Origin of the sequence: Streptomyces albireticuli, from assembly GCF_002192455.1 — a bacterium.
Classification (GTDB): Bacteria; Actinomycetota; Actinomycetes; order Streptomycetales; family Streptomycetaceae; genus Streptomyces; species Streptomyces albireticuli_B.
Genome location: NZ_CP021744.1, coordinates 7663490 through 7676745 on the forward strand (window position 1 = coordinate 7663490; position 13256 = coordinate 7676745).

At 76.1% G+C, this 13256-nt stretch carries 13 protein-coding genes; 6 read left to right on the forward strand and 7 right to left on the reverse strand.

The genetic code is table 11. The features are described from left to right. Positions 1-10 precede the first annotated feature (10 nt). The 6 genes from SMD11_RS32585 to SMD11_RS32610 are packed head-to-tail and all read right to left on the reverse strand — an operon-like array spanning position 11 to position 5237. On the reverse strand, positions 11-1234 hold the full coding sequence (locus tag SMD11_RS32585) for a thiolase family protein (RefSeq protein WP_087929856.1): 1224 nt from the start codon (positions 1232-1234) through the stop codon (positions 11-13). After that, positions 1221-2834 carry an AMP-binding protein gene (locus SMD11_RS32590; RefSeq protein WP_087929857.1) on the reverse strand — a complete coding sequence of 538 codons (1614 nt, stop codon included), beginning with the start codon at positions 2832-2834 and terminating at the stop codon, positions 1221-1223. The genes SMD11_RS32585 and SMD11_RS32590 overlap by 14 nt, the downstream gene beginning before the upstream one ends. A gap of 7 nt (positions 2835-2841) precedes the next feature. Further along, entirely contained in the window at positions 2842-3444 is a 603-nt protein-coding gene (locus SMD11_RS32595; RefSeq protein ID WP_234366280.1) for a biotin transporter BioY, read from the reverse strand. Next, a complete protein-coding gene (locus SMD11_RS32600) occupies positions 3441-4136 on the reverse strand; it encodes an energy-coupling factor transporter transmembrane component T family protein (RefSeq protein ID WP_087929858.1) in 696 nt (231 codons plus the stop codon). The genes SMD11_RS32595 and SMD11_RS32600 overlap by 4 nt, the downstream gene beginning before the upstream one ends. Then, positions 4133-4810, reverse strand: a complete 678-nt coding sequence (locus SMD11_RS32605; RefSeq protein WP_087929859.1) for an energy-coupling factor ABC transporter ATP-binding protein — start codon at positions 4808-4810, stop codon at positions 4133-4135. Before SMD11_RS32605 ends, SMD11_RS32600 begins: the two co-directional genes overlap by 4 nt. Before the next feature lies 1 nt (position 4811). Further along, a complete protein-coding gene (locus SMD11_RS32610) occupies positions 4812-5237 on the reverse strand; it encodes an acyl-CoA thioesterase (RefSeq protein WP_234366281.1) in 426 nt (141 codons plus the stop codon). A gap of 97 nt (positions 5238-5334) precedes the next feature. Between SMD11_RS32610 and SMD11_RS32615 the strand changes: the two genes are divergently transcribed. The 6 genes from SMD11_RS32615 to SMD11_RS32640 all read left to right on the forward strand — a co-directional run bounded on the left by SMD11_RS32615 (position 5335) and on the right by SMD11_RS32640 (position 11991). Beyond that, the gene (locus tag SMD11_RS32615) at positions 5335-6387 is read left to right on the forward strand and encodes a zinc-dependent alcohol dehydrogenase family protein (RefSeq protein ID WP_087929860.1); all 1053 of its coding nucleotides are present in this window, start codon (positions 5335-5337) and stop codon (positions 6385-6387) included. 137 nt (positions 6388-6524) lie between these two features. Then, positions 6525-7826: an adenosylmethionine--8-amino-7-oxononanoate transaminase gene (locus SMD11_RS32620; protein WP_267896879.1), complete on the forward strand. Its 1302-nt coding sequence runs from the start codon at positions 6525-6527 to the stop codon at positions 7824-7826. Positions 7827-7901: 75 nt separating this feature from the next. After that, positions 7902-8618 carry a dethiobiotin synthase gene (gene bioD / locus SMD11_RS32625; RefSeq protein WP_087929861.1) on the forward strand — a complete coding sequence of 239 codons (717 nt, stop codon included), beginning with the start codon at positions 7902-7904 and terminating at the stop codon, positions 8616-8618. A 187-nt stretch (positions 8619-8805) separates the two neighbouring features. Then, a complete protein-coding gene (gene bioB / locus SMD11_RS32630; RefSeq protein ID WP_087929862.1) occupies positions 8806-9876 on the forward strand; it encodes a biotin synthase BioB in 1071 nt (356 codons plus the stop codon). A 28-nt stretch (positions 9877-9904) separates the two neighbouring features. Then, complete coding sequence (locus SMD11_RS32635) at positions 9905-11209, forward strand: cytochrome P450 (protein WP_087929863.1); 1305 nt, start codon at positions 9905-9907, stop codon at positions 11207-11209. Next, complete coding sequence (locus tag SMD11_RS32640) at positions 11206-11991, forward strand: 4'-phosphopantetheinyl transferase family protein (RefSeq protein ID WP_159395430.1); 786 nt, start codon at positions 11206-11208, stop codon at positions 11989-11991. Before SMD11_RS32635 ends, SMD11_RS32640 begins: the two co-directional genes overlap by 4 nt. A gap of 86 nt (positions 11992-12077) precedes the next feature. Here the strand turns inward: SMD11_RS32640 and SMD11_RS32645 are convergent, their stop codons facing one another. After that, positions 12078-13253 (reverse strand): 8-amino-7-oxononanoate synthase, encoded by a 1176-nt coding sequence (locus SMD11_RS32645; protein WP_087929865.1) that lies wholly within the window; start codon positions 13251-13253, stop codon positions 12078-12080. Positions 13254-13256 lie beyond the last annotated feature (3 nt).

Genomic DNA, 13256 nt, shown 5'->3' on the forward strand with positions numbered 1-13256 from the left:
GAGCCGCCCCTCACCACGCCCAGGACTCGAACAGCGCCGTGATCCCCAGCCCGCCCGCGATCCCCAGCATGGCCAGTCCGCGCGCCCCCGAAGCCGGCAGCCCGGGACCGGGGTCCCGGACCAGCTGGGAGAACAGCCGCGTCACCAGGATCGCCCCGGAGGCACCGTACGGATGCCCGAGCGCGAGCGCGCCCCCGTCCCGGTTGACCCCCTCCGGATCGATCCCCAGCGCGTCGAGCGACGCCAGGACCTGTGAGGCGAACGCCTCGTTGAACTCGACGCGGTCCACCGCGCCCGGATCCAGGCCCGGGTCGCGGGCCTGGAGCCTGCGGGTGGCGGCGACCGGGCCGATCCCGAGCAGGTTCGGGTCCACGCCCGCGGCGGCCGCGTCGACGAACCCCAGGCCCCGGACGTGGCCGAGCCGCCGGGCGGTGGCCACGCTGGTGACGACGGCCATCGACGCGCCGTCGTTGAGGGGGCAGGAGTTCCCCGCGGTGACCGTGCCCTCCGGCGCGAAGGCCGCGGGGAGCGCCGACAGCGCGGCCAACGACGTGCCCGGGCGCGGGCACTCGTCCTCGGCGACCGCACCGGCCGCCGTGACCACCGGAACGATCTCCCCGGAGAACCGGCCCTCCCGCCGCGCGGCCACCGCGCGGCGGTGACTGCGCAGCGCGAACTCGTCCTGCCGCCGCCGGGTGACGCCGAACGCGGCGGCCACGTTCTCCGCGGCGACACCCATGTCGGGGTCGCCGACGGAATCCGGTGCGAAGCGGGCGCGGGCGTAGAACTCCGGCAGCGCGCCGGGGCGCGTGGGCGGGCGCACCCGCCAGGGCGCGGTGCTGACGCTCTCGCCCCCGCCCGCCAGATACAGCTCGCCCGCCCCCGACGCGACCAGCCGGCAGGCCAGGACGATCGCCTCCAGACCCGAACCGCACTGCCGGTCCACGGTCACCCCCGGCACGCCGACCGGCAGACCGGCCTCCAGCGCGGCCAGCCGGGCCGGATTGCCGCCGCCACCGGCCGCGTTGCCGACCACGACGTCGTCCACCCGCTCCGGGTCGGCGCGCGCGTCCGCCAGGACACCCCGGATCACGGTGGCCAGGAGCCCGGAGAGCCCGACCGGGGCCAGCGCGCCGCCCGCCCGCCCGACGGCGGTACGGCGGGCGGCGACGACCACGGGCCGCCGCTCGTCGGGCAGCGGGGGAGGAGCGGGCCGGTGCTCAGCCCGTTCCACGGTCGCCCCCGGACGGCAGGGGCACGAGCCGGTCGTCGCCCTCGGCGATCCACCGCTCGACCACTCCGCGCGCGATCTTGCCGCTGGAGGTCAGCGGCCACCGGCCGAGCGTGTAGACGCGCCGCGGCACCTTGTAGCGGGCCAGCGAGGGGCGGCACAGTTCGAGCAGCCGCGCCTGGGTGAGCCCGGCCGCGCCGGGGCCCGTCACCACGGCCACCAGGACGCGGCCGAGGTAGCCGTCCGGCACCCCGGTGACCACCGCCTGCTCGATCTGCGGCAGTGCGGTCAGGGCCTGTTCGACCTCCGCCGGGTAGATGTTGAGCCCGCCGCTGATCACCATCTCGCCGCGGCCGACGAGGTGGAGGCGGCCGTCGGCCCCGAGCCGCCCCATGTCGCCGACGGTGGCCCAGGCCCCGTCCACGCGGTACCCGTCACCGTCGTCCCACAGATACCCGTCGCAGCGCAGCGGCGTGCGGACGTGGACCGTTCCCGTGCGGCCCGGCGGCAGGACGGTGCCGTTCCGGCTGTCGCGCACCTGGAGCTCCACCCCCGGGAAGGGGACGCCCACGTCGAGGCCGCCCGGCGGCCCGGCGGACGCGTCCGGGCCGGTGTCCTGGACCGCGTCCCCTACGGGGCCCAGTTCGCGGACGGTGATGAAGCCGAGCTCGGAGGCCCCGTAGTACTCGGTGACCCGTGCGCCGGGCAGGACCTTCGCGAGGTCGGGCAGCAGGCCCGGCGGCAGCTTGGCGGCGCCGGTGACCACGGTGTCCACGCCGGGGAAGGCGCGGCCGCCGGCGGCCGCGCACAGGGCGGTCAGCATGGTCGGGGCGACGACCAGACGGCGGACGCCACCGGCCGCCAGGCGCTCCGTGAACGCGGCGGCGCCGAAGGCCCGCAGGCCGTGGAAGGCCGCTCCGGCCGACAGGCACTCGGCCAGCGCGTACAGGCTCAGGCCGTGGGCCAGCGGGCCGGGGGCGAGCGTGGGCCGGTCGGCACCCATGCCGGGCACCGAGCGGCCCAGGGACAGGCTGGCGCGCCACGAACCGCGCGTACGGCGGAAGGCCTTGGGCACTCCCGTGGTGCCGGAGGTGAAGCCGACCAGGAACGTCGACGCCTCCCGCCCGGCCGTCAGGAAGCGGGCCGGATCGGCGGGGGCGTGCGCCTCGCGCCAGGCCTCGTACCCGTCCGGACGGCCGCCGGTGGCCAGCACGGGGATGCCGAGCGCCTCGGCGGTGCCGCGCAGGTCCTCCCGGTCGCCGGGCACGACCAGCAGATCGGGCCGGAGCCGGTCGAGCACGGCCTCCGCCTGCCGTGGCCCCCACAGCGGGTCGAGGACCGCGCAGGCCCCGTCGCCCGCGGTCGCGCCGGTGAGGAGCTCCGCGAAGCACGGGTCGTTCCCGGTGGCGACGGCCAGCAGCCGGGCTCCGCCGGCGAGCCGGTCCCGGCGGCGGGCCGGGACGGCGGCGCGGAGCCCGGCCGCGACCGCCGCGGCCCGTCCGGCCAGTTCCCGGTGCGTGAGGGCGTCGTGGTCCATGACGAACGCGGGGAGGTCCGCGTCCGGTCCGGCCGCCGCGCGGGCGACCCGGTGGGCCACCGGCATGTCCCGCTCACCTCCGTTCGATCGGGTACGCCTGCCGTACGTTGTGGGCGACGAGCCCCGCCACCACGGCCTTGAACGCGTCGCCCGGCAGGAAGTACAGGGCGGTGACGGTGGACTGCCGCAGGCTCAGGCCGGTCGAGACGGACGTCCAGGGCACGCCCAGGGCGTAGACGACGAGGATCCCGCCGACGAGGCAGGCGACCACCGTCGCCGCCTGCCGGGCGAGGCGGGAACGCGGCCGCGTGGCGAGGACGGTGACCAGCAGTCCGGTGACGAACGCGCCGGGGATCCAGCCGAGCAGATAGCCGCCCGTGGGGCCGGGGATCACCCCGAAGCCACCCCTGCCCCCGGCCAGCACGGGCAGCCCCGCGATCGTCAGCAGCACCACCAGCGCGCACGCGAGCGCGCCCCTGACCGGGCCCAGCACGGCACCCGCGAGCATCACCCCGAGGGTCTGGAGGGTGATCGGGACACCGGCGACGCCCAGGTCGACGGGCGGGACCAGGCCCAGCACCACGATGATCGCGCTGAACAGCGCGATCAGGACGACGTCCTTGGTCTCCATGCGCCGACGGGCCGTCCTGCCCCGGGCGGTGTGCGCGTTCATCATCCGGTGGCCTCTTCGTCCGTACGGCCGGCGGGGGCGGGGGAGCGGGCCGGCGGCGGCGCGGCGTCCGCGTGCCGCGAGGCGGCCGGCGGCGGGTAGCAACGGGCGTCCACCGCCGCCGCGATGTCCTCGGCGGACTTCAGCATCCGCACGGCCAGCGGGACCAGCAGCGCGACCGGACTCCCCGACAGGCCCCGCGCGGCCTGGGCCTCCCGGATCTCGTGGAAGCGGTGGAACGCCTCGGGGATGAACCGCAGCGCCAGCGAGACCGCGAGCCCGACGGCCGCCGCGTTCACCAGCCGGGTGCGCTCCAACGGGCGGAGCACGCGCTCCAGGACGTCGAGGATCTCCGAGGTACGGGTGGTGAGCGTGACGGCCAGCGCGGCCAGCAGCAGGGCGGACAGCCGCAGGCCCACGGTGACGGCGGTGGCCGCCGACTGGAAGAGGACGGCCGCGACCGCCACGAGCGCCAGGACCACGAACGGGCCGGTCAGATGGCGCGCCAGCTGCCGGGGCGGCGTCCGGACCGACAGCAGGGCCACCGCGGCGACGCCGGCGCAGGGGCCGAGCACGGCGGGGGAGGTGACGAGGAACATGCCGATGCCCGCGAGCAGCAGGGCCGCCATCTTCCAGGAGGCCGGGGCGCGGTGCAGGAGCGTGTCACCGGGCACGTAGAGGGAGAGCCGCGGCGTCATGAGCAGTGCTCCACGTACCACGGCACGGCCGTCCGCGGTTTGCCGTCGTGGACGACACGGCCCCCGTCCAGGACGAGCACGCGGTCGAAGCCGGTCAGCAGGTCCAGGTCGTGGGTGAGGACGACGGCCTGCTGCGGCAGGGCGGCGACGGCGGCGCGGATGACATTGCGGTTGCGCAGGTCGAGCAGGGTGGTGGGCTCGTCGAGGACGACGAGGTCCGGCCGCATCACCAGCACGGCGGCCAGCGCCACGAGCTGCTTCTCGCCGCCGCTGAGCGCGTGGCTCGGGCGGTCGGCGAGGTGGGCGATGCCGAAGTGCTCCAGCTGCCGCTCCACGCGCCCGGGTATCTCCCGGCGGGGCACCCCGGTGTTCTTCAGACCGAACGCCAGGTCCTCGCGGACGATGGGCAGCACGATCTGGTTGTCGGGGTTCTGGAAGACGAAGCCGACGCGCTTGCGGATGGCCCGGGCGTCCTCGGAGGTGTCCAGGCCGTCCACGCGGACGGTCCCCTCGCTGGGCAGGACCAGGCCGTTGAGCAGCCGGGCCAGGGTGCTCTTGCCGGAGCCGTTGGCCCCGATCACACCGATGCGGGACTCGGACAGCTCCAGGCGGACGTCGTGGAGCACGGTGCGGGAACCGAAGCGGACGGTGACGGACTCCAGGGCGATGCGCACGTCACCCGTCCTCCGGGGCGGGGCTCCCGCCCTCGGCCGCCGCGGCGAGGGCGGTCCGGGTCGGGCCGGGGACCGGAGCGGTCCGCCCGGTGCGGCGGTCCACGCACACCCAGACCACCTCGGCGTCCGCGACCGGCCGGCCGTCCTCCGCGCGGGTGACCGCGGCCGCGAACGTCAGGCTCTTGGTGCCCACACGGCTCACCTGCGGCGTGATGTCCAGCAGGTCCTCGAACCCGGCCGGGGAGTGGTAGACGAACTCGGTCCTGCGTACGTGGTAGACGACGTCGTTGTGCCGGGGGTCGAACGATCCGGACAACCCGGCTTCGCGCAGGAAGGTGTTGAGGGCCGTCTCCACGTAGGAGAAGTAGACTCCGTTGTGCACGTGGCCGTGCATGTCCACGTCGGAGAACGGCACACGCACACGCACGGACCGTCTCCTTCCGACTGGCTTCCAGACCGGCTTCCCAAAGGGGTGTGCACTCGCGCTGCCACCGTACACAGCCCGCCGCCGGAACGTCACCACCATGGGGGGAACTCCCGTGCTCAGATGCGTCGTCAGGACCTTCGGCCCGGCCGCGGACGTGGTCGCCACCGAGACGTACGACCCGCCGCGGCCGGGCCCCGGGGAGGTCTCCGTGCGGATGCTCCTGGCGAGCGTCAACCCCTCGGACCTCGTGACGATCTCGGGGGCGTACGCCTCCCGCACCGCCCTGCCCTTCGTGCCCGGCTTCGAGGGCGTGGGAGTGGTCGAGGCCACCGGCCCCGGGGTGCGGGAGCTCGCCGCCGGTCAGCGGGTGCTGCCGCTCGGCAGCGCGGGCGCCTGGCAGCAGGTGAAGGTGGCCGAGGCCCGCTGGTGCCTGCCGGTGCTGCCGCTCCTGACCGACGAGCAGGCGGCGACCTCGTACATCAACCCGCTCACCGCGCTGTTGATGCTGCGGCAGTACGTGATCCCCGCCGGGGGCGGGGGAGCTGCCGGGGCCGCCGACGCCCCGCGCGTCACGGAGGCACCGGGCGTCGTCGTCAACGCCGCGGCCTCCGCCATCGGCCGCATGACGATCCGCATGCTGAACCGGGAGGGCGTCGAACCCGTGGCCGTGGTCCGCCACCCCCGCGGCCGTGAGCGACTCGCCGGGCTGCGGACCGCGGCCGTCCTGTGCACCTCGGACACCGCCGTCCGCGAAGCCCTCCCCGCGGTCGTCCGCGAGGCCGCCGGCGGCCGGCCGCCCGCCGTCGTCCTGGACGCGGTGGGCGGGCCCGAGGGCGGCGACCTCGCCCGCGCCCTGGCGCCCGGCGGGACGCTGGTCCACTACGGACTGCTCTCCGGCCGTCCCCTCCCGGCGGCCCTCGCCGCCGAACGCCCCGACGTCCGGATCGTGTTGTTCCGCCTGCGCGACTGGGTGCACACCGCCGAGGCCGCCCCGCTCGCCGACGCCTTCGCGCGGGCCCAGCATTTGGTGGCCGACGGCACCGCCGCCACCTCCGTCGCGCACGTGCTGCCGCTGCTCGACGTCCGGGAGGCCCTGCGCCGCGAGGCCGCCCCCGGCCGGACGGGGAAGATCCTTCTGCACGCGGGCTGACCGCCGGGCTTCGACGGCCTTCGCCGGCTTCCCGGTCGCCGCGGCCCTCGTGCGGAAGTTTGGCATGCGGTCGTACGGTCGACCCCCGGCGAAGGCCCCGTTCCGCTCCCTCGCGCGGGCTCCTATGCTCGTGGAGCGTGACCCCCGACGCGTTAACCGGGCTGCTCGCCCTCGACCGACGGCATGTCTGGCACCCCTACGCCCCCATGCCCGGCGAGCGGAGCCCCCTGGTGGTCACCTCCGCCTCCGGCGTGCGACTCCGCCTGGCCGCACCCTTCGAAGGCCACTCCGAACTCGTCGACGGCATGGCCTCCTGGTGGGCCGCCATCCACGGCTACGCCCACCCCGCCCTCGACGCCGCGGCCCGCGACCAGCTCGACCGCGTCAGCCACGTGATGTTCGGCGGCCTCACCCACGAGCCCGCCGTGCGCCTGGCCACCCGCCTGGCCGCCCTGGCACCCGGGGACCTCGACCACGTCTTCCTCTGCGACTCCGGCTCGGTGGCGGTCGAAGTGGCCCTGAAGATGTGCCTCCAGTACTGGCGCTCCCGCGGCCACCCCGAACGCCACCGCGTCCTCACCTGGCGGGGCGGCTACCACGGCGACACCCTGCACGCCATGTCCGTGTGCGACCCCGACGGCGGCATGCACGGCCTGTGGCGCGACATCCTGCCCCGCCAGGTCTTCGCCGACACCCCGCCCGGCGGCTTCGACGACCCCGTCGACCCCGCGTACACCGCCCGCCTGGCCGCGCTCGTCGCACGCCACGAGGACCGGCTGGCCGCCGTCATCGTCGAACCGGTGGTCCAGGGCGCGGGCGGGATGCGCTTCCACCACCCCGGGTACGTCCGGGAGCTGCGCCGCGTCACCGAGGAACGAGGCGTCCTGCTGGTCCTCGACGAGATCGCGACCGGCTTCGGCAGGACGGGGGAGTTCCTCGCCGCCGACCACGCCGGCGTCACCCCGGACGTCCTGTGCGTGGGCAAGGCCCTCACCGGCGGCTACCTCTCCCTCGCCGCCACCCTGTGCACCCCGGAGGTCGCCCGCGGCATCTCCGCCGGCGAGACACCGGTCCTGGCCCACGGCCCCACGTTCATGGGCAACCCGCTCGCCTGCGCCGTCGCCAACGCCTCCCTGGACCTCCTGGAGGACGGCGGGTGGCGTGGCGACGTCGGCAGGATCGAGACCGGCCTGCGCGCCGGCCTCACCGCCGCGGCGGACCTCCCCGGCGTACGCGACGTACGGGTGCTCGGCGCCATCGGCGTCGTCCAGCTCGACCACCCCGTGGACGTGCCCGCCGCGACCCGGGCCGCCGCCCGGCACGGCGTGTGGCTGCGCCCCTTCCGCGACCTGGTGTACGCCATGCCCCCGTACTGCTCCACGCCGGAGGACATCGCCCGCGTGACGCGCGCGATGACGGCGGCGGCGGAGGCGGGGTGACGGCGTGCCGGCCCGGCGGCGGAGGCGTGCCGTTGACAGGTGTGACGGTCGTGACGAGCGGTGGAGAGGTGTGACGTGGCGCTCCTGATGGTCAGCGGTACGGGAACCGAGGTGGGCAAGACCGTCACCACGGCCGCGGTGGCGGCGCTCGCCCTCGCCGCCGGGCGCCGGGTGGCCGTCGTCAAGCCCGTGCAGACCGGGCTCCCGCCGGGCCGGGACGGCGACCTCGCGGACGTCACCCGGCTCGCGGGCCCCGTCACCACCCGCGAACTCGCCCGCTACCCCGACCCCTTGGCCCCCGCCACCGCCGCGCGGCGCGCCGGGATGCCACCGGTCGGCCTGGAACGCGCGGCGGACACGCTGAACGCCCTTCAGGAGACGCACGACCTGGTGCTCTGCGAGGGCGCGGGCGGCCTGCTCGCCCGCTTCGACGAACGCGGCTGGACCCTGGCCGACCTGGCGGTCCTGCTCCGGGCGCCGGTCCTGGTCGTCGCCGCTCCCGGGCTGGGCACCCTCAACGCGACCGCCCTCACCACGGAGGTCCTGCGGCACCGCGGCGGGCACTGCGCGGGCGTGGTCGTCGGCAGCTGGCCGAAGTCGCCGGACCTGGCCATGCGGTGCAACCTGAGCGACCTCCCGGTGGTCGCCGGGGCGCCGCTGGAGGGGGTCCTGCCCGCGGGTATGGCGGCCCGGGGGCCCGCGGCCTTCGCCGAGGCGGCCCGGGCGGGCCTGGCGCCGTCACTGGGCGGCGTCCTCGACGCCGCGGACTTCACCGCGCGTCACACCGTCTGACCGGATCCGGACGCACCACGACGGATGCCGTCATGCCGGTTGTCTGATTGTGTCCCTGTACGGCCCCGGCGCTCGCTGTGATACTCGTCCCCAGTACGGCACTCGCCCTGGTTTCGAACGGGTCCCCGGACGCATCCGCCCGGCCACCCGCTCACCCCCACGAACCACTCAGAGAGGTCCGTCTCCCATGCACGGTCCCGGCACACTCGACACTCTGGTCGACAAGGCCCTGCGGCGTGAGGTCCCCACCCGTGAGGAGGCCCTGGCCGTCCTGCGGACCGGGGACGGCGACATCCTCGACGTCGTCGCCGCCGCGTCCCGGGTCCGCCGCCACTACTTCGGGCTCCGCGTCAAGCTCAACTTCCTGGTGAACCTCAAGAGCGGGCTGTGTCCCGAGGACTGCACCTACTGCTCGCAGCGCCTCGGTTCCCAGGCCGACGTCCTCAAGTACACCTGGCTCAAGCCCGAGGAGGCGGCGAAGGCCGCCGCCGCGGGCGTGGCCGCCGGCGCCAAGCGGGTCTGCCTCGTGGCCAGCGGCCGCGGCCCCACCGACCGCGACATCCACCGCGTCGCCGACACCATCTCGGCCATCCGCCAGGAGAGCCCCGGCGTGGAGATCTGCGCCTGCCTCGGGCTGCTCTCCCAAGGGCAGGCCACGCGGCTGTGCGACGCCGGCGCGGACGCCTACAACCACAACCTGAACACCGCCGGCGAACGCTACGCCGACATCTGCACCACCCACACCTACGAGGACCGTGTCGGGACCGTGGACCAGGCCCGCGCCGCCGGGCTCTCCCCCTGCTCCGGCCTCATCGCCGGCATGGGCGAGAGCGACGAGGACCTGGTGGACGTCGCCCTGTCGCTGCGCGCGCTCGACCCGGACTCCGTACCGGTCAATTTCCTCATGCCCTTCGAAGGCACCCCGCTCGCGAAGGAGTGGACCCTCACGCCGCAGCGCTGCCTGCGCATCCTGGCCATGGTCCGCTTCGTCTGCCCGGACGTCGAGGTGCGCGTCGGCGGCGGCCGCGAGATCCACCTGCGCACCCTGCAACCCCTCGCCCTGCACATCGCCAACTCGGTCTTCCTCGGCGACTACCTCACCAGCGAGGGCCAGCCGGGCGCCGCCGACCTGGAGATGATCCGCGACGCGGGCTTCCGGGTCGAAGGGGTGGACGAGGTCACCATGCCGGAACACCGCGACGACGTCGTGACGCCCCGCAAGCGCGGCGCGGGCACGGTCCTGCCGCCCAACGCCTGAAACCGCGCCGGGCGGGAACCCTCAAGGCATGGAACGGACGGGCGGAGAGCGAACGGCCACGGGAGAGCACACCGGCGGCTGTCCCGTGGCGGACCTGTTCTCGGCGGACTTCATCGCCGATCCCTGGCCCGCCTTCGCCCGCCTCCAGCACACCGCGCCGGTCCACCGCGACCCCGTCACCGGACTCTGGCTGGTGAGCGGGTACCGCGACGTACGCCGCGTCCTGCTCGACCCGGACCGCTTCTTGCCCGACAACACCCTCGACGCCGTCGTACGCATGTCCGTGCCCGCCCTGCGCCACCTGGCGGCCGCGCGCTTCGCCCTGCCGCCCACCCTGGCGAACAACGGCACCGACCGGCACGCCGGGCTGCGCCGCCTGGTCAGCGGCCTGCTCTCGGGCGCCCGGGTCGCGGCCGCCGTGCCGCTCGTGGAGCGCCTCACCCACCGGCACCTGGACGGGGTGGAGGCCGCGCTCGCCGCCGACGGGCACTGCGACCTGGTCGCCACGCTCACCCGCGACCTGCCGTTCGCCGTCATGCTCGACATCCTCGGCCTGCGCGCCGACGTCGAGGCCGACACCGGCGTCGACCTCGCCACCCTCGCACGGTGGAACGACGCCTCGCTCGAACTCTTCTGGGGCCTCCCGCCCCGCGCCCGCCAGCCCGCCCTCGCCCGTCTCGCGGCCGACTTCTTCACCTGGCTGGGCGGCCTCGCCGACCGCGCGGCGCCCGGCCGACCCGGCCTCCTCGGACTGCTGGCCGCCCACCGGCACCCCGACGGCACCCCGCTCGGCCGCCAGGAGATCGTCGCCGTCTGCTACTTCATGATCATCGCGGGGCAGGCGACCACCGGGCAGATGCTCGCCACGATGCTCCGGCGCGCCCTGGACGACACCGCCCTGTGGCCACGCCTCGGGAGGGAACCCGGACTCGCCCGGGCCTGGGCCGAGGAGATGCTGCGCCGCGAACCGCCCCTGACCGCCTGGCGCCGCGTCACCGCCACCCCGGTCAGGATCGGGGACACCGACCTGCCCGCCGGCGCCCCGCTGCTGCTCATGCTCGCCGCGACCGGCTCCGACCCCCGCGTCTTCGACGCACCGGACGCCCTGCGCCCCGGCCGCCCGCGCGCCCGCGACCACCTGTCCTTCGGCATCGGCCGCCACCGGTGCCCGGGCGCGGCACTGGCCCGCATGGAGGCGCGCGTGGTGCTGCGCACGGTCTCCCGCCGGTGCCCCGCGCTCCGGCTCGCCCGCCCGGCCTCCGAGGAACCGCTCCTGGGGCTGCTGTCCTTCCGGGCGCCCACGCGGGTGACGGTCCGCCTGGACGCCGGTTGACCACGCCGCTCACCGCCGCACCGGACGAGGGGGAGGGGCGTGGGGCCGCCCTGGTGCTGCACGGACGGTCGGCACACATCCTGACCGCGTACGACCGGCCCGCACGGATCCTGTCACCCCAGGAGCGGGACCGGGCCGCCCGCCTCGCGCCCGCCGCCCGGCGGGACTTCACCGCGGCCCATCTCCTGATCCGCCGGTGCGCGGCCACGTTCCTCGGCGCCCCCGCCCACGGCCTGGACGTCGTCCAGCACTGCGAACGCTGCCAGGGACCGCACGGCCGGCCGGCGCTGCGTCAGGAGCCCCGGCTGTACGTGACGCTGGCGCACTGCTCCGGATACGTGGCGGCGGCCGCCTCCTGGCAGCCCGTCGGTGTGGACGTCGAACGGCTGCCACCGGGCCCGGGGTGGCGGCGGGCGGCCGCGCGGTCGCTCACCCGCGCCGAGGCGGCCGCCGTCACCCACGCGCCGTGCCCACCGGCGGCGTTCCTGCGCCAGTGGGTACGCAAGGAGGCACTGATCAAGGCGGGCCGGGCCCGCCTCGGGGGCCTGCGCCGCGTGGATCTGTCCGAGCTTCCGCTGGACGACCCCGGCGGCGGGGCGCTGGTGCGCCGGTCGTGGTGGCAGGGGTGGGCGGTCACGGACTGGACGGACGGACGGGGCGAGGGACGGGTGGCGGACGGCGTCGTGGGCGCCGCGGTCACCGTCCGTCCACCGAGCCTGCTGACCGCGCCCGGGGGCGGAGCGCCGCCCTGCCGGCAGCCGGGCCGGCCGGTCCGCTTCTGACGCCGGGCCGGCGTGTGACGCTTCGCCGGAGGCCGCCGGCCGGTCCGCGCGCGAGCCGCCCGGCCGGGTGTCACCGCCGTGCCCGCTCAGCCGGGCCGGCACGCGACGATCACCTCGACGGCTCGCTCCACCTCCGCGTCCGTGTGGTCCGCGCGGGCCGTCAGCCGCAGACGGGAGAAACGGTCCGGTACCGACGGCGGCCGGAAACAGCTCACCTCCACGCCCGCCGCCCGGCAGGCCTCCTGCCAGGCGACGGCCGCCCGCGCCGATTCCGCCCGTACGGAGACCACCGCCGCCTCCGCCGGGCTCACCGGGAGCCCGGCGGCCGCCAGCCCGTCGCGCATGCGGGCCGCCACCTCCCGCACCCGGGCCGCTCGGCCGGGCTCCCGCCCGAGCAGCCGCAGCGCGGCCAGCGCCCCGCCCGCGCAGGCGGGTGCCAAACCGGTGTCGAACAGGAAGCTCCGCGCGTCGTTGAGCACGTGCTCCACGACGCGGCGCGGCCCGAGCACCGCGCCGCCCTGCCCGCCCAGCGCCTTCGACAAGGTCGTCGTCATCACGACGTCCGGCGCCCCGGCCAGCCCGGCGGCGGCGAGCGCGCCCTGGCCGCGGTCGCCGAGCACGCCCAGCGCGTGCGCCTCGTCCACCAGCAGGGCCGCGCCGTGCCGTCGGCAGACGTCGTGCAGGCCGGCGAGGTCCGCGAGGTCGCCGTCGACGGAGAACACCGACTCGGTGACCACCACCGCCCGTCGCTGCCGCCGCTCCGACAGCGCCTTCGCCACGGCCGGGAGGTCGCCGTGCGCGAACTCGGCCATGTCGGCCCCCGCCATCCGGCCGCCGTCGATGAGGGAGGCATGGGCGTGGCCGTCCATCACCATCAGGCTCCCCGGCCGGCACAGCGACGTCAGCGCACCGAGGTTGGCCAGGTATCCGGAGGAGAACACCAGCGCCGCCTCCGTCCCGGCGAACGCGGCCAGTTCCCGCTCCAGTTCCTCGTGCAGCCGTGTGGTCCCGGTGACGAGCCGGGAGCCGGTGGAGCCGCCGCCCCAGACCGAGGCCGCGTCCGCGGCGGCGGCACACACCTCGGGGTGCCGGGCCAGCCCCAGGTAGTCGTTCCCGGAGAGGTTGATGCCCGCCGGGGCGGGGTCGCGCGGGCGGGCCGTACGGCGCAGCCCGGCCCGCTCCCTGCGCCGCGCGGTGTCGTCGAGCCAGGCCCACGCGGCCTCCGGCCCGTGCCGTTCGTCGCCGGGCGCCTGTTCCCGCATGGT